This is a genomic window from Streptomyces sp. NPDC051218, assembly GCF_044455475.1.
Taxonomy (GTDB): domain Bacteria; phylum Actinomycetota; class Actinomycetes; order Streptomycetales; family Streptomycetaceae; genus Streptomyces.
In genome coordinates, this window is the sequence record NZ_JBITEU010000003.1 from 428,855 (window position 1) to 445,079 (window position 16,225).

Here is a 16,225-nt window from a genome sequence, read left to right on the forward strand (position 1 = left end):
TTCCACGCTCATGTCGCTCACTCTCACCCCCGCCCGGCGCCGCACCGCCGCCGCCGTGCTCACGGCCGCCCTGCTCGTCCCGCTCGCAGCCTGCGGCAACGACGACAGCAAGGACGACAGCGGCAAGAAGCCCGCGGGCGCCGCTGCCCCGAAGGCCGACCTGATGGTGCTCGCCGCCGCCTCGCTCACCGATGTGTTCAAGGCCGCCGGAGCCGCGTACGAGAAGGAGAACCCGGGGACGAAGGTCGACTTCTCCTTCGGTGGCTCCCAGCAGCTGGCCGCCCAGGTCAAGCAGGGCGCCCCGGCCGATGCCCTGGTCACCGCCGACACCAAGACGATGGACGGGCTGAAGGCCGACACCGGGAAGCCGTCCGTCATCGCCAAGAACCGCCTGGTCATCGCGGTCGGCGAGGGCAACCCGAAGAAGGTCGCCGAGCTGAAGGACCTCTCGGACAGCAAGCTGAAGGTCGTGCTCGCCGCGCCCGAGGTGCCGGTCGGCCGCTACAGCGAGCAGATCCTGGACGACCAGAAGATCGACGTGAAGCCGGTGTCGCAGGAGCTCGACGTCCGCTCGGTCCTGAGCAAGGTCGAACTGGGTGAGGCCGACGCCGGGCTCGTCTACAAGACCGATGCCGCCGCCGCCCCCAAGAGGGTCGACGCGGTCAAGATCCCCGACGGCCGGAACGCGATCGCCTCGTACCCCGCGGCCACCCTGAAGACGTCGAAGCACACGGAGGCCGCGAACGCCTTCGTGAAGTGGCTTTCGACGCCCGCCGCGCAGAAGATCCTCAAGGACGCGGGCTTCGAGAAGCCGTAGCCCGCATGCCCCGCGGGCCGGCTTCGCAGAGCCGTGGCCCGCATGCCCCGCGGGCTCGCTTCGCAGAGCCGTGGCCCGCCTGCCCGCGGGCTGCGCGAAACCGTGGCCCGCACGCCGAGGTGAGGGGGCCGACCGCCTCCCCGGTCGGGGTGCTCCGGGCCGTCCCCCGGAACGCCCCGTACGCCCCCTCACCTCGCGGACCAGCCCGCGCGCACCCCAGGGACCACGATGAAACGCCTGCGCGGCCGCACCACCGGCCCCCGCACCCCGCTCGCCCTCGCGATCCCCGCGCTGCTCGCCATCGCGTTCCTGATGCTGCCGCTGCTCGGGATCCTCGTCCGTACGGAGTGGGGCGAGCTCGGGGCCCATCTGACCGCCGAGGGGACCACGCAGGCCCTGAAGTTGTCCCTCGTCGTCTCCTTCTGGGCGCTGGGGATCTCCCTGCTGCTCGGGGTGCCGCTGGCCTGGCTGCTCGCCCGCGTCGACTTTCCGGGCAAGGCGGTCGTACGTTCCCTCGTGTTGCTCCCGATGGTGCTTCCGCCCACCGTGGGCGGCGTCGCCCTGCTGCTCGCCTTCGGGCGGCGCGGACTGCTCGGGCCGTGGCTGGAGGACGCGTTCGGGATCACCCTGCCGTTCCACACGTCCGGCGCGGTGATCGCCGCCGCCTTCGTCGCGATGCCTTTCCTCGTCATCAGCCTCGAAGGCGCGCTCGGCGGGCTCCGCCCCCGTTACGAGGAGACGGCGGCGTCCCTGGGGGCCTCTCCCGTACGGGTGTTCTGTACCGTCACGCTGCCCATGGTCGCTCCCGGGCTCATCGCCGGAGCCGCTCTGACCTGGGCGCGGGCCCTCGGCGAGTTCGGCGCGACCATCACGTTCGCGGGCAACCTCCCCGGCACCACCCAGACCCTGCCCCTCCAGGTGTACCTGCTGCTCCAGGACTCCCCCGAAGCCGCGACGTCCGTGTCGCTGCTGCTGCTCGCCATCGCCATGGCGGTGCTCGTCGCGCTGCGTGGGCGCTGGATGAGTGCTCCGGGCGGGAGGGGCCGGGGGCGGCGGCCCGCGGGAGGGCTGCCGGACGAGGCGGTCGCGTTTGGGGGTGGGGCTGAGTCCGGGGGTGGGCAGCCTGGGTTCGGGTCCGGGGGTGGGCCGGGACCCGGCCTCGCGTACGGGCTCGGGCTTCCCGAGGCGGTGGCGGACGAACCCTCGCCGCCCTCGACGGAGCGCTGGTCCCTGCACGCCGAGGTCTCCGGATTCAACCAGCTCACCCTGGACGCGGAACCGGGCACCACGATCGCCGTCGTCGGGCCCAACGGCGCGGGCAAGACCACGCTGCTGCGCGCGCTCCTCAGCCTCACGCCGCGCGCGCACGCCGAACTGCGGCTCGGCGACACGGACGTCACCGGGCTGCCACCGCACCGCCGCCACGTCGCCTGGGTCCCGCAGGACGGCGCCCTGTTCCCGCACATGAGCGCCCTCGCCAACACGGCGTACGGCCCGCGCGCGTTGCGTGTTCCCCGGGCCGAGGCGCGGCGACGTGCGCAGGAGTGGCTCGACCGGCTCGGCGTCGGCCATCTCGCACACCGCAGGCCGGCCCAGATCTCCGGCGGACAGGCTCAACGGGTGGCGCTGGCAAGGGCGTTGGCGGCCCGCCCCCGGCTGCTTCTCCTGGACGAGCCGCTCGCCGCGCTCGACCAGACGACCCGGGCCCACGTGCGCCACACCCTGCGCACGCACCTCGACACCTTCGGCGGTGTCTGCCTGATCGTCACGCACGACCCGGTGGAAGCGGTGTCCCTCGCCGACCGGGTGCTCGTACTCGACCAAGGGCTCGCCCTCCAGGACGAGCCGCCCGCCGAGGTGACCCGGCACCCCCGCTCTCCGTGGGTGGCCCGGATGCTGGGCCGCAACGCCTGGCCCGGCACGGCGGGACCCGAGGGGCTGGTCCTCCCCGGCGGGGGAACCCTCGTGACCGCAGAGCCGCTCCCGCCGGGCACGGAGGCGCTGGCGATCATCGCGCCGGAGGCGGTCTCCGTGCACCGCGACAAGCCCACCGGCAGTCCCCGCAACGTCTGGCCCGGCACCATCCGCGAGATCACCACCAGCGGCAGCAGGCTCCGCCTCCTGATCACCTCGCCCCAGGCCCCCGACCTGGTCGCCGAGATCACTCCGCAGGCAGCGGCCGAACTCGGCCTCACCGACGGGACGTCGGTGTGGACCAGCGTGAAGGCTACGGAGGCGACGGTCGTACCGACGTAGGGCTTCGCCCCGCCGAACTCCGCCTCAGCCTCAGCCTCCGCCTCAGCCGAAGCGTTCGTGGTCGGCCAGGACCTGGGCGATGAGCCGCTGGTCGACGGCTGCCCGCTCCGGGTCGGTGTCGATGTTCCCGGTCAGGGTCAGCAGGCACTTCCACAGCAGCCAGCCGCGGGCCCGCGCCCAGGTGCCCTCGTCCTGGCCGACCGCGCGACGGAACGTCTCCCGGCTGTCGCCCGAGAACATCCCCCACGCGATCACCAGATCGCAGGCCGGGTCCCCGACGCCCGATGTGCCGAAGTCGATGACGGCGGTCAACTTGCCGTCGGCGACAAGGAGGTTGCCCGAAGCGATGTCGCCGTGGAACCAGACCGGCTCCCCACTCCACTCGGCGTCGAGGGCGGCTTCCCAGACGGCCGCGGCCCTGCCCGTGTCGACACGGCCGTCGAGTGCGGCGAGGCACCGCCGGGTCTCCTCGTCGTAGTACGCCGGGGACGCCCCTCGGTACCAGCTGTGCTCGCCCGCGGGTGGGCCTCCGGTGGTGTCGCAGCGCTGGAGAGCGAGAATGAAGTCGGCGAGGGAGACCGCGAACTGCTCCATGTCGTCGATGCGTCCGCGAGCAGCCGTCTCGCCGTCCAACCAACCACGCACGGACCACGGGTAGGGATACCCCTCACCCGGGACGCCCTCGCCCATGATCGACGGAACGGCGACCGGCAGGGCCGGCGCGAGCCGGGGCAGCCATTCGTTCTCCTTGGCCACGGCGGGCACGTAACCGTCGGCGGTAGGCAGCCGAGCCGTCAGGGCCTCACCCAGGCGGTAGGTCCGGTTGTCCCACCCGTCAACCTCCACCGGCCTGACGGACAGATCACGCCACTGCGGAAACTGCGCGGCAACCAGACGCTTCACCAGCCCAACATCAATCCCGGCACGGCCGTCGGGGGGAGACGGGGCTTCGGGGGGACTTGGGGCCGGAGGGGGAGACGGGGCTGCGGGGGGACTCTGGGCCGGAGGGGGACTCGGCACCCCAGGGGGTGTCGGGACCGCAGGAGGAGTCGGAGCCATGGGGGGATCATCACCTCACGCGATCGTGCCTGGCAACGAATTATCGGGGAGGCGAGCCGTCGAGCGCGGGCCTTCCGGACTGCCGGGCTGCTGGCCTCCCAAGCCGCCGGCCTCCCAAGCCGCCGGCCTCCCGGGCCGCCGGCTCCCAGGCTCCCGCCGCCGGACTCCCGGACTCCCGGGCTACCGGGCTACCGGGCTACCGGGCTACCGGGAGATCAGATCCCCCCACGCTTCCCCCCTCCAGGCCCGACTCCGGCCCGCCCCCGCCTCCCAGTCTCCCCCGCGCCGCGGAGCGATCCCCCACTCGCCCCCCACCCCCCACCCCTCACCCCGAAGCCCGCTCAACCAACACCGGACGGAACACCATCGACAGCGGCGCCTCCCCCGGCTGCTTGATTCGGGACAGCAGGAGTCGGGCCATCTCGGCGGCCATCTCCTCCACCGGCTGCCGGACCGTCGTCAGTGCGGGCTCGCAGGATCGGGCGGCCTCGCTGTCGTCGAAGCCGACCACCGCCACGTCCCGTGGCAGCACCCTGCCCGCCCGCAGCAGCGTCTGCAGCGCGCCCTGCGCCATCAGGTCCGATGCGACGAACACGCCGTCCAAGTCGGGGTGTTGGGACAGCAGCCGCCGCATCGCCTCGGCCCCGCCCACCCGGGTGAAGTCCGCTTCGGCCCAGGGAGCGTCGGTGATCCCGTGCGCGGCCAGCGCCTCGCGGAAACCTTCGAGGCGCTCCTGGGCGGCCGGCATGTCCTGCGGACCGGCGATGGTGGCGATCCTGCGGCGGCCCCCGGCGACCAGGCGGTCGACGGCCATCCGCGCACCCACCCGCTGATCCACCTCGACGTACGGCAGCGGAACCGTCTCCGCCGGGCGCCCCGCGAGCACGGCGGGCAGGCCGGTCTCCGCGAGCAGCCCCGGCAGCGGATCGGAGGCGTGCGAGGAGACGAGCACAGCGCCGTCCACGTGACCCTGGCGCAGATACGACAGCAGCTGTCGGCGCGAGGTGTCGTCGTCGACCAGCATCAGGACCATCTGGACCCCCGCCGGGCGCAGCACGTCCAGGAGCCCGCCGACCACCCGCCCGAAGTGCGGGTCGGTGAACATCCGGCCCACGAAGGGAGCCTCGACCTGCCGACGCTCCCGCTCGGACACCACCAGAGCCATGGAGTCGGTCCGCTGGGTCACCAGGGAGCGGGCGGCCTGATTGGGGACGTAGCCGGTGGCCTCGACCGCTTCCTCCACCTTGCGGCGCAGCACCGGGTCGACGGTGGGCGCGCCGTTCACGACCCGGGAGACGGTGGCGCGCGACACCCCGGCCGTCCTGGCCACGTCCTCCAGGGTCACGGGGCGGGCGGGGCGCATGGCGTCGGCAGTCACCGGGTCTTTATAGCAACCGGGTAGCAACCGGTCGGGAGATCGTTCGGTTCTCCGAGGCGGGCGTTATATCAACTCCCGTGCCGACAACCGCGGTTGTGCCCGCGCCCATACCCCCGTGGACATTTCACCCCACGTACCCCTCATTGACGTCAACTTGCCCACAGCGGCACCTAGTTGACTTCTCTCCGTCCAGTCAGCGCGACATCGTGCGCACCCCCTTGACGCGCCTCGTCCGAGACACAACTATCCAACGCGAGAGAGCGCTCTCTCCGAGCTCACTGTTCAGGTTCTGAACTTAAGTATCTGAACTCAAGTACGGGACTCCCGCTCCGCCCCCATCACTCCGGAGCCGCACCGCCCCCACCACGAGCACCTCAGCGCGCCAACCGCCCCGCCGACAGAAGGACTTGCCATGTCCGAGCACCAGCCTTCGCCCGCCCCCAGATCCACCCTCTCCCGCCGCTCCGCCCTCGCCGCCGCCCTCGCCGTCCCGGCCACCGGCCTGCTCGCCTCGCAGGCGGTCGCCGCTCCCGACGCGCCCCCGGCGCAGGCGCCCGCCGCCCGCCGCCCTCAGCCGGCGAACGCCCTCGCCCCCGACTTCGGCCCGAACGTCATCGTCTTCGACCCGTCCACCGGCGGCATCCAGGCGAAACTGGACGAGATCTTCAAGCAGCAGGAATCGGCGCAGTTCGGCTCGGCCCGCTACGCCCTGCTGTTCAAGCCCGGCAACTACAGCGGCCTCAACGCCCAGATCGGTTTCTACACCTCGATCATGGGCCTCGGCCTCTCCCCCGACAACACGCACTTCAACGGCGACGTCACCGTCGACGCGGGCTGGTTCAACGGAAACGCGACGCAGAACTTCTGGCGCTCGGCGGAGAATCTCTCCCTCTCCCCGGTCAGCGGCGCCAACCGCTGGGCGGTCTCCCAGGCCGCCCCGTTCCGCCGCATGCACATACGCGGCGACCTGAACCTCGCGCCCAACGGCTACGGCTGGGCCAGCGGCGGCTACATCGCCGACAGCCGCATCGACGGCACCGTCCAGCCGTACTCCCAGCAGCAGTGGTACACCCGCGACAGCTCGATCGGCGGCTGGCTGAACGCGGTGTGGAACATGGTGTTCTCCGGGGTGGAGGGCGCGCCCGGCGACTCCTTCCCCAACCCGCCCTACACCACCCTGAACAACACCCCGTACTCCCGCGAGAAGCCCTTCATCTACCTCGACGGCGCGGAGTACAAGGTCTTCCTGCCCGCCCTGCGCACCAACGCCCGCGGCACCAGCTGGGGCAGCGGCACCCCGCAGGGCCAGTCCCTCTCCCTGTCCGCCTTCTACCTCGCCAAGCCGGGCGACAGCGCGGCCACCCTCAACGCCGCCCTCGACCAGGGGCTCAACCTCCTGCTCACGCCCGGCATTTACCACCTCGACCGGCCGATCGAGGTCAAGCGGGCGAACACCGTCGTCCTCGGCATCGGGTACGCCACCCTCATCCCGGACGGCGGGGCCACCGCGGTGAAGACCGCCGACGTGGACGGGGTGCGGCTCGCCGGGTTCCTGGTCGACGCGGGGCCGCAGAACTCCCCGACGCTCGTCGAGGTCGGCCCCGCGGGCGCGAGCGCCTCGCACGTCGGCAACCCGACCACCGTCCAGGACGTGTTCATCCGTATCGGCGGCGCGGGGGCGGGCAAGGCCACCACCAGCATGGTGATCAACAGCCGCCACACCATCGTCGACCACACCTGGGTCTGGCGCGCCGACCACGGTGACGGCGTCGGCTGGGAGACCAACCGGGCCGACTACGGCGTCGTCGTCAACGGCGCGGACGTCCTGGCCACGGGCCTGTTCGTGGAGCACTTCAACAAGTACGACGTGCAGTGGAACGGCGAGCGCGGGCGCACGATCTTCTACCAGAACGAGAAGGCCTACGACGCCCCCAATCAGGCCGCCATCCAGAACGGCAGCATCCGGGGCTTCGCCGCGTACAAGGTCGCCGACTCCGTCAACACCCACGAGGGCTGGGGCCTCGGCAGCTACTGCTACTACAACGTCGACCCGACCATCGTGCAGGAACACGGCTTCGCCGCGCCGAACAAGGCGGGCGTGAAGTTCCACCACCTGCTCGTCGTCTCACTCGGCGGCAAGGGCCAGTACGCGCACGTCATCAACGGGATCGGGTCTCCCACGTCGGGCTCCGACACGGTGCCGTCCACGGTGGTCTCGTACCCCTGAACCGCCTTACCCCCCAGACCAGTTACGTCCCCATCCGTGAGGAGAGCGACATGCACTCCGGCACCTTCCGAAGAAAGAGACTCACCCCCGTCGTCGCGCTCGCGACGGCCTGCGGCCTGGCCCTGATGACGGGCCTCGCCTCCGCCGCGCCCGCCGACCCTCCCGGCGCGGTCGCCGTCGCGGCCTGGGACACCGACCGCGCCGCCGAGGCGTACACCGCGAACCCGGGGTCCGCGACCGCGTCCGGCAACGAGCCCGGCACCCCCGGCCCGGGGGCCGCCTTCGACGGCAACGCCTCGACCCGCTGGTCGAGCCAGTTCGCCGACGACGCGTGGATACGCCTCGACCTCGGCGCCACCCTGCGCGTCGATCGCGTCGTGCTGGACTGGGAAGCCGCCTACGGCAAGAAGTACGCCCTGGAGATCTCCGGGAACGGCACCGACTGGACCCCCTTCTACACCGAGACCGAGGGCACCGGAGGCACCGTCACCGCGCACACGTACCCGCAGGAGGTGACGGGGCGCTACGTCAGGATGCGCGGCATCGAACGTGCCACGCCCTACGGCTATTCGCTGCACGCCTTCAAGGTCTACGGCGGGGCACCCGCCCCGGCGTCGACGACCCGCACGAACCTCGCCCTGAACCACCCCGCCTACACCAACCGCTATCAGCACGCGGGCAATTTACCCTCCTTCGCCACCGACGGCGGCCGGCCCGCGGAACTCAAGGCGGACCAGAGCCGCTGGTCGAGCGACTGGAACGCCAACCGCTGGATCTCGGTCGACCTGGGGGCGCGCTCCACCATCGACACGGTGGACCTGTACTGGGAGGCGGCCTACGCGGTCGACTACGAACTCCAGGTCTCGGACGACAACAGGACCTGGCGTACGGTCCACAAGCCATCCGCGGCGGAGGTCGCGGCGCGGCGGGCGAACATCAAGTCCCCCGGGGACGCGGTGGGTCTGCACGACAACGTGCGGCTCTCGCAGCCCGCGACCGGCCGCTATGTACGGATGCTCGGCAAGGAACGCAGGTCCTTCTACAACCCAGCTCCGGCCACCGCCCAATTCGGTTACTCCCTCTACGAGTTCGAGGTGTGGGGCACGGGAGGCAGCGCGTCCGCAGCGTATCCGGCGCTGCCGGGCGAGCAGTCGGGTTCGTACCGGACGACGCTCTTCGACGACTTCACCGCCGGGAGCCTGGACCGCTCCAAGTGGCGTGTCGTCAGGACCGGTCAGGAGATGGGGTCGGTCAACGGCGAATCGCAGGCGTACGTCGACTCCACGGACAACATCCGTACGGAGAACGGCAGTCTGGTCCTCGAGGCGAAGTACTGCGACAACTGCACCACCGCGGGCGGCGGCACCTACGACTTCACCTCGGGCCGCATCGACACCAACACCAAGCTCGACTTCACGTACGGCAAGGTCAGCGCGCGCATGAAACTGCCGGTCGGCGACGGGTTCTGGCCCGCATTCTGGATGCTGGGCAGCGACGTGGACGACCCGGACGTCTCATGGCCCGCATCCGGCGAGACCGACATCATGGAGAACATCGGCTACGCGGACTGGACGAGCTCCGCCCTGCACGGCCCCGGTTACTCGGCGGACGGCAACATCGGCGCCCGCCAGACCTACCCCGACGGCGGCAGAGCCGACCAGTGGCACACGTACGCGGTGGAGTGGACACCGACGGCCATGCGCTTCTCCGTCGACGACCGCCTCGTCCAGGAGACGACGCGCAACAAACTGGAGTCCACCCGCGGCGAGTGGGTCTTCGACCACAACCAGTACGTGATCCTCAACCTCGCCCTGGGCGGCGCCTACCCGGCCGGCTGGAACAAGGTCACCCAGCCGTACTGGGGCCTGCCGCAGTCAAGCGTCGACAGGATCGCGGCGGGCGGGGTGAAGGCGGAGATCGACTGGGTGCGGGTGGAGCAGAAGAGCTGACGCACCCCCAGCCCCTCTCGCGTACAGACCCCGTGCCCGGCCGGACTCCCCTCCGGCCGGGCACGGGCACCGCTCACCGGCTTCCGCCGGTCCCGGCCAGGGTCTGGTGGACGGCGCCCAGGAAGTCGTCGAGGTCCTTCGGCGTCCGTGACGTGATCAGGGTGTAGCCGTTGGCGCTGTCGCTCACGACAGCTTCGTCCACCCAGCTCTTGGCCCCCGCGTTGCGGGCGTCGGTACGGACCGACGGGTAGGAGGTCAGGGTCTTGCCGCGCAGGACATCGGCTTCCACCAGGGCCCAGGGCCCGTGGCAGATCGCGGCGATCGGCCGCCCCGACTCCGCGAACGCCCTGATCGTCTCGAGGGCCTTGGACTCCAGGCGGAGCTGGTCGGCGTTGATGGTGCCGCCGGGGAGCAGCAGCAGCTCGTGGGCGCCGGGATCCAGCGTGTCGAGCGTGGTGGTGGGCTTCATCGTCTCGCCGGGGTCCCGGTCACCCACCAGGGTCTGGACGGGATCCGAGGTCACGGCTGCGACGGTGACGTCCGCGCCGTCCTCCTGCAGCCGATGGACCGGTACCAGCAACTCGTCCTGCTCAACGCCGTAGTTGGAGACGAGTACCAGCACGCGGCGACCTTCGAGCGGCTTGTCGGACATGATGATGCGCCTTTCTCTCGTTTTCTCTCGTTCGTGGGCCGCGTGGTGACCGTGACCGTCACCGGTCGATGGACTGCTCGGCGGCTTCCTTCTCGGTGGTGGCGTCGGCCGTGGCAAGGGAGCCGCCGGCGGTTTCCAGGTGCGCCCGTACGAACCACTGGAACTGCTCCAGGTCGCGCAGCTGCCCGATCAGCAGGTCCTCGGTGGCCGGGTCGATCTCCCCCACGGTCTTGATCGCGAGGCGCAGGTCCTGGACCAGGCCGGTGTACACAAGGTCGAGCGCGCCGAGGTGGGCTATCGCGTCCGCGCGGCCCACGCTGTAGTCCTGCCAGGAGCGCTCCGCGACGAGCGCACCGGGTGTGCCGTGGGCGACACCGCCCAGGGCGGCGAGGCGCTCGGCGACGTCGTCGGCCATGTCGCGCACCCGGTCGACCTGCGGGTCGAGCATTTCGTGCACGGCGATGAAGTGCGGACCGACGACGTTCCAGTGGACGTGCTTGAGCGTGAGGTGGAGGTCATTGAGGGAGTGCAGGCGCTGCTGCAGCACTTCGATGACCGAGCCGGCGTCCTGCACCGTGAGTCCCGGGACGGTGTAGCGGGGGGTGGTCTCGGAAGCCATGGCTATAACTCCTGTCTCGTACGGTTTCACCCCATAACGGGGTTTCGCCCCTCCCAGTACCCGTGATCGGCGTACGCAATCAGGGAGGGCGGTCGAAAATCGGACCCCGCAGCCCCGCGCAGGGGGCATGACACGGGGCGGGCCCGGCCTTCAGAAGGCCGGGCCCGCCCCGTGTCATGCGATGGGTCATGCAAGGTGTCGTGCGACGCGGATCACCATCGGTACCAGCGGCCCTTGCGGCCGCCACTCGCGGCGGGCCGGATCACGAAGCCGAGCAGCCACACCACGAGCACGATGACGGCGATCCACCACAGTGCCTTGAGTGCGAAGCCCGCACCGAAGAGCAGCAGAGCCAGAAGAAGAACCAGAATCAGGGGAACCATTGTTATCAACCTCCTGACCGCCATGTGCTCTTAACTCTCACCTACAAACACACAAAAGGCGCGTTTCTTTCACGGTTTGCAGGGCATGCACCGCACCCTGGAGTGCCCCCTTCCGCCCCGGTCATGCACACCCCGCCGGAGAAGATCAGAAGGCGTACCTGACGCGCAGCCACGGCGCGTGGTCCGCAAGCAGCTGCTTGAGGCGTACCAGGGACTGCCGTTTGACGTCCTGGGCGTAGCGCACGTTGAGGGCCCCGTTCCGGGAGCGTTTGGTCTCCTGGGCGTCCGGCTGCCACAGCACCTCCTCCGCGCGCGGGTGCCAGCCCAGATTGACCTCGTGGAGCGACCGGTTGTGGGTCAGCATGATGATCTCGGCTGCCGCCTGCTCCTTCACGCGGGCGGGCAGGACATCGTCGAGATGGTCGAACAGATCGGCCCAGTCCTGCTGCCACCCCGGACGCAGCACGACCGGTGAGAGGTTGAAGTGAACCTCGTAGCCGGCATCGAGGAAGTCGGCGGCCGCGGCGATCCGCTCGGCGATCGGGCTGGTGCGGATGTCCAGCAGTCGGGCATCGACGGCGGGCATGAGGGAGAACCGCACCCGGGTGCGCCCCTGTGGGTCGAGGGCGAGCAGATCGGGATTGACGAACTTGGTGGCGAAGGAGGCCTTCGCCGTCGGCAGGCCGCGGAACGCGGCCACCAGATCCGCGGTGTTGTCGCAGACCAGGGCGTCGACGGAGCAGTCACCGTTCTCACCGATGTCGTAGACCCATGACCGGGGGTCGCACTGGTTGGGTTCCGTCTTGCGCCCCTGGGCCCGTACGTGGCGCCGGACATGGGCGACGATCGCCTCGATGTTGGTGAACAGGGTGATGGGGTTGGCGTAGCCCTTGCGGCGGGGCACGTAGCAGTAGGCGCAGGCCATCGCACACCCGTTGGAGGGGCCGGGCGCGATCCAGTCGGCCGACCTGCCGTTGGGGCGTGTGGCGAGCGTGTGCTTGACCCCGAGGACGAGCGTCCCGGTCTTGATGCGGACCCACCGGGCGATGTTGCCGTCGTTGCCGTGCAGGGAGGGAATGCGCCAGTGGCTTTCGACCTCGGTCACGCGCACGCCCGGCAGCCGGGCCATGATCTGTTGCCCACGCGGAGATTCGAGAGCCGCGGGCTCCGCGTAGACCTCCCGCACGTCGAGCAGGCGCCGGGCCTGCGGGCTGTCCCGGAAGGCCCCGTGCGCGGCGGCCGGCGCCGACGGGGTGTCCGACCACGCGAAAAGCGCCTGCTGCCCGGACTGCTCCGGCTCCCCCGAGCCGGATCCCGCCGCCGACCGGTCCACGTACCGTCCCTTTCCGCGCCTGGCCGTCGTCGGTCAGATGCCGACTTCGGGGCCCTGGTCCCGCACCGTGGAGAGGGAGGCGGCCTGGAGCTGCCGCAGCCCCTCCTGCGCGGTGCGGGCGAGGGGCAGGATCGAGTCGGTGCCGGTGATCTGCAGCAGCCGTTCCACTGCCGAGTGCAGGGGCCCGGTGAGAACGAGCGGCCTGCCCTGTGCGGTGTGCTCGGAGAACGCCTGGAGGAGCTGGTTGAGGAAAGTGCTGTCGGCGAAGGTCACTTCCGACAGGCCGATCAGTGTCGCATCCGTCGAGATGTCGGACAGCGCCTGCGTGAAGGTGCCGGTGACCTCAGTGAGATCGTGCAGGTCCACGTCGCCGTGGAGCGTGATCACCGCCACGCGTTCCTGCTGGTCGAGACGTACTTTCGGTCTGCCTGATGTCATGAAAGGCACCCTGACACAGACTCTGCCGTCAATGCACCCCGCCCTCCGCCACAGGGTGACGGAGGGCGGTTCCGGTTCCGGAGGAGCCGGGCCTGCCTAGTTGGTGGCCAGGAGCCGGGCCTGCCTAGTTGGTGGCCATCAGGCCGGTGCGGAGCTTGGCCACGACGCGGGTGATCAGCCGCGAGACGTGCATCTGCGAGATGCCGAGCACCTCGCCGATCTGCGCCTGGGTCTGCTCCTCGACGAAGCGGAGATGGATCAGCGTGCGCTCACGCTCGTCGAGGCCGGCGATGAGCGGGGCCAGGGAGTTGAAGTTGTCGATCAGGTCGTAGGAATCCTCTTCGAAGCCGATGAAATCGGCCAGCGCCGTATCGGATTCCTCACTTCCGTTCATCACCGCGGCGTCCAGGGAGGCGGCGTTGTAGCCGTTGGCCGCCATCTGGGCCTGGGCGACCTCCGCCGGCTCCAACTGCATCAGCTCGGCCAGCTCGGCCGTGGAGGGGTTGCGCCCCAGGCGCGTGCGCAACTCCTCGGTGGCCTTGGACAGTTCGATGCGGGCTTCCTGCAGACGGCGCGGCACGTGCACGGCCCAGCTGGTGTCGCGGAAGAACCGCTTGATCTCGCCGGTGATGTAAGGGACGGCGAAGGTGGCGAACTCGACCTCGCGGGTCAGCTCGAACCGGTCGATCGCCTTGATCAGGCCGATCGTGCCGACCTGAACGATGTCCTCCATCTCCTCCTGGCCACGGTGACGGAACCGGGAAGCCGCGTACTGCACGAGGGAGAGGTTCATCTCGATCAGGGTGTTACGCACGTACTGGTACTCGTGCGTCCCCTCCTCCAGCTGGGTCAGCCGGTCGAAGAACCGCTTGCCGATCTCCCGCGCATCCCTCGGCGCGATGGAGGACGGATCCGCGAGAGCCTGCTCGACGAGGTCCTCCTGGGCCTTGGCGGCCTGGGTCATCTCCTGCGTCGCCACGGTCGTCATGCACCCTGCCCCTTATGTCGTTCGAGCTTGCCTGTCCACCCCGTGCTGGCGCGGGTACCCGGCAGAGAGACGATCATGCACGCGAAACCCAAAGTGATCGTCACAAGTGGCGAGTGGTGCGTGAGCGGAGCTGAGTGAGCGGTGGTTCAGGGCAGGGCCAGGACCGCTGTGACGGTCTTGCCCTCGGGCTGTACGTCGACGGAGACGCGCGAGGCGAGACGCTGGGCGATCATCCAGCCGAACCCACCGGGCAGCCTCGGGTTCTGGCGTACGAGGTGAGGCGCCACCGTGCTGCGGTCACCCACCCGCACCACCAGGGACCCGTCCTCGACGCGGGCGCTGAACAGCGTGAGCCCTCCGCCGTGCAGAATGGCATTGGACGTCAGCTCGCTGGTCACCAGCAGAGCATCCTCACGAAACCGCCTGGCCCGGGACGAGGACGGGGACAGGCAGACGGACTCCAGGACTGCCCTGACCTCGGCGCGCGCGTCGTGACAGGCCATGTCCTGGATCTCGGGCGCCGTATGACTGGTCATGAAGACCTCCGCCCCTCTCTGCAGCGTTGCTACTCGTATGGCGACAGACACACCTTCGTGTCATCCCGTCTGCCCGAGCCACCGCACGCGACACTCCCACCCACGCACACAAAAGGGGACGGACGCGACCGTCCCAGGTCGAGTCCGCCCCTCACCCGTTCTCGGATCAGTCGTCCTTCTTCACCGGCTCCAGAATCGCCACACACTCCACATGATGCGTCATCGGAAACAGATCGAACGCCCGCAGCGACCGCACCCGATACCCCCCATCCCGGAAGTACCCCAAGTCCCGTGCCAGCGCGGCCGGGTCGCAGGCCACGTAGGCGATGCGACGCGCTCCCAGGCCCACGAGGTGCTTCACCGTCTGCTTGCCCGCGCCCGCGCGTGGCGGGTCCAGGACGATCAGGTCGACCTCTGTGATGCCCGTGCGCGGCAGGGTGGCCTCGACCTTGCCCTGTTCGATGCGGACGCGGTCGAAGGCCGCAAGGTTGTGGCGGGCGTCCTCGACCGCTCGCTTGCCGGACTCGATGCCGAGGACCGCGCCCTTGTCGCCGACCCGGTCGGCGATCGCGCCCGCGAAGAGGCCCACTCCGCAGTAGAGGTCCAGGGCCGTGTCGCCCTTGCGGGGCGTGAGGCCCTGCATCACGGCGAGCATCAGCGTCTCTGCCGCCTTCGGGTGGACCTGCCAGAAGCCGCCGTTGCCGACGCGGTACGTGCGGCCGTCGGCGCGTTCGCGGACGAAGGGGCGGCCGTGGACGCGGTGGATGCCGCCGTCCTGTTCGGCGACTCGGAGGACCGAGACCGGCTTGTCCAGCTCAACGAGGGGCAGGCGCGCGCCCGGCTTCGGTTCCAGGATGACCTGGCGGTCCTGGGAGCCCGTCGCCGCGATCGCCTCCACCGACGCCATGCCGGACCAGTCGTGCTTCTCGATGCCCAGCTCGGAGACCCCGGGAGCGGCGATCATGCAGTGCTCGATGGGCTCGACCTCGTGCGAGCGGTGGCGGCGCAGGCCCGCGTTGCCGTCGGGGTCCACCGCGTACTGGACGCGGGTGCGCCAGGACGGGACCTCGCCCGGGGGCAGCTTGTCGCCCTCGGCCGGGACGACCGTGCCGTCCCAGCCCGCCTCCTCGGGGGTCAGTCCTGCCAGGCGCTGGAGCTGCTCCGTGATGACCTCGCCCTTGAGCCGGCGCTGCGCCCCCGGCTTCGCGTGCTGCCAGTCGCAGCCGCCGCAGCGGCCGGGGCCCGCGTACGGGCAGGGGGCCTCGACGCGGTCCTTGGACGCATCGAGGACCGTCACCGCGTCGGCACGCAGGAAGCGGCTCTCCTCGTCACCGTCCGTCACGCGCGCGATGACCTTCTCGCCCGGGAGCGTGTGCCGGACGAAGAGCACGCGGCCCTCAGCCGTGCGGGCCACGCAGTGGCCGCCGTGGGCGACCGGGCCCACCTCGACCTCGTACTCCTTGCCGATGAGCGAGGCCGCCTGCGAGCCCTCCGCCCGCGAGGCCTCCGCGCGCGCGTCCTCCTTCGCGTTCCCCGCCTGCGATTTCTTCGGTTCTGCCTGCATGGCGGGGTGACTCCACTACGTAAGGG

At 70.4% G+C, this 16,225-nt stretch carries 14 protein-coding genes; 4 read left to right on the forward strand and 10 right to left on the reverse strand.

Going from position 1 to position 16,225, the window contains the following annotated elements:
• Positions 1–10 precede the first annotated feature (10 nt).
• A complete protein-coding gene (gene modA / locus ACIBCK_RS12880) occupies positions 11–817 on the forward strand; it encodes a molybdate ABC transporter substrate-binding protein (protein ID WP_399389543.1) in 807 nt (268 codons plus the stop codon).
• A gap of 228 nt (positions 818–1,045) precedes the next feature.
• Positions 1,046–3,073, forward strand: coding sequence for an ABC transporter permease (locus ACIBCK_RS12885; RefSeq protein WP_399389546.1), 2,028 nt, complete (start codon positions 1,046–1,048; stop codon positions 3,071–3,073).
• 42 nt (positions 3,074–3,115) lie between these two features.
• Here the strand turns inward: ACIBCK_RS12885 and ACIBCK_RS12890 are convergent, their stop codons facing one another.
• The gene (locus ACIBCK_RS12890) at positions 3,116–3,976 is read right to left on the reverse strand and encodes an aminoglycoside phosphotransferase family protein (RefSeq protein WP_399389548.1); all 861 of its coding nucleotides are present in this window, start codon (positions 3,974–3,976) and stop codon (positions 3,116–3,118) included.
• Positions 3,977–4,457: 481 nt separating this feature from the next.
• Positions 4,458–5,495 (reverse strand): LacI family DNA-binding transcriptional regulator, encoded by a 1,038-nt coding sequence (locus ACIBCK_RS12895; protein WP_399389783.1) that lies wholly within the window; start codon positions 5,493–5,495, stop codon positions 4,458–4,460.
• Between the two features lie 427 nt (positions 5,496–5,922).
• Between ACIBCK_RS12895 and ACIBCK_RS12900 the strand changes: the two genes are divergently transcribed.
• The gene (locus ACIBCK_RS12900; protein ID WP_399389549.1) at positions 5,923–7,737 is read left to right on the forward strand and encodes a coagulation factor 5/8 type domain-containing protein; all 1,815 of its coding nucleotides are present in this window, start codon (positions 5,923–5,925) and stop codon (positions 7,735–7,737) included.
• A 50-nt stretch (positions 7,738–7,787) separates the two neighbouring features.
• Entirely contained in the window at positions 7,788–9,686 is a 1,899-nt protein-coding gene (locus tag ACIBCK_RS12905) for a discoidin domain-containing protein (protein ID WP_399389551.1), read from the forward strand.
• Between the two features lie 73 nt (positions 9,687–9,759).
• Here the strand turns inward: ACIBCK_RS12905 and ACIBCK_RS12910 are convergent, their stop codons facing one another.
• The 8 genes from ACIBCK_RS12910 to ACIBCK_RS12945 form a co-directional block, all read right to left on the reverse strand.
• On the reverse strand, positions 9,760–10,338 hold the full coding sequence (locus ACIBCK_RS12910) for a type 1 glutamine amidotransferase domain-containing protein (protein WP_399389552.1): 579 nt from the start codon (positions 10,336–10,338) through the stop codon (positions 9,760–9,762).
• 58 nt (positions 10,339–10,396) lie between these two features.
• Positions 10,397–10,957, reverse strand: coding sequence for a Dps family protein (locus ACIBCK_RS12915; RefSeq protein ID WP_399389554.1), 561 nt, complete (start codon positions 10,955–10,957; stop codon positions 10,397–10,399).
• 212 nt (positions 10,958–11,169) lie between these two features.
• Positions 11,170–11,340 (reverse strand): hydrophobic protein, encoded by a 171-nt coding sequence (locus tag ACIBCK_RS12920; protein WP_361047959.1) that lies wholly within the window; start codon positions 11,338–11,340, stop codon positions 11,170–11,172.
• Positions 11,341–11,485: 145 nt separating this feature from the next.
• Complete coding sequence (locus tag ACIBCK_RS12925) at positions 11,486–12,673, reverse strand: spore photoproduct lyase family protein (protein ID WP_399389555.1); 1,188 nt, start codon at positions 12,671–12,673, stop codon at positions 11,486–11,488.
• A 33-nt stretch (positions 12,674–12,706) separates the two neighbouring features.
• On the reverse strand, positions 12,707–13,111 hold the full coding sequence (locus tag ACIBCK_RS12930) for an STAS domain-containing protein (protein ID WP_399389556.1): 405 nt from the start codon (positions 13,109–13,111) through the stop codon (positions 12,707–12,709).
• Positions 13,112–13,235: 124 nt separating this feature from the next.
• Complete coding sequence (locus tag ACIBCK_RS12935) at positions 13,236–14,099, reverse strand: SigB/SigF/SigG family RNA polymerase sigma factor (protein ID WP_399389558.1); 864 nt, start codon at positions 14,097–14,099, stop codon at positions 13,236–13,238.
• A 146-nt stretch (positions 14,100–14,245) separates the two neighbouring features.
• Positions 14,246–14,635: an ATP-binding protein gene (locus tag ACIBCK_RS12940; RefSeq protein ID WP_399389559.1), complete on the reverse strand. Its 390-nt coding sequence runs from the start codon at positions 14,633–14,635 to the stop codon at positions 14,246–14,248.
• Positions 14,636–14,801: 166 nt separating this feature from the next.
• Entirely contained in the window at positions 14,802–16,199 is a 1,398-nt protein-coding gene (locus tag ACIBCK_RS12945) for a class I SAM-dependent RNA methyltransferase (RefSeq protein WP_399389562.1), read from the reverse strand.
• Positions 16,200–16,225 lie beyond the last annotated feature (26 nt).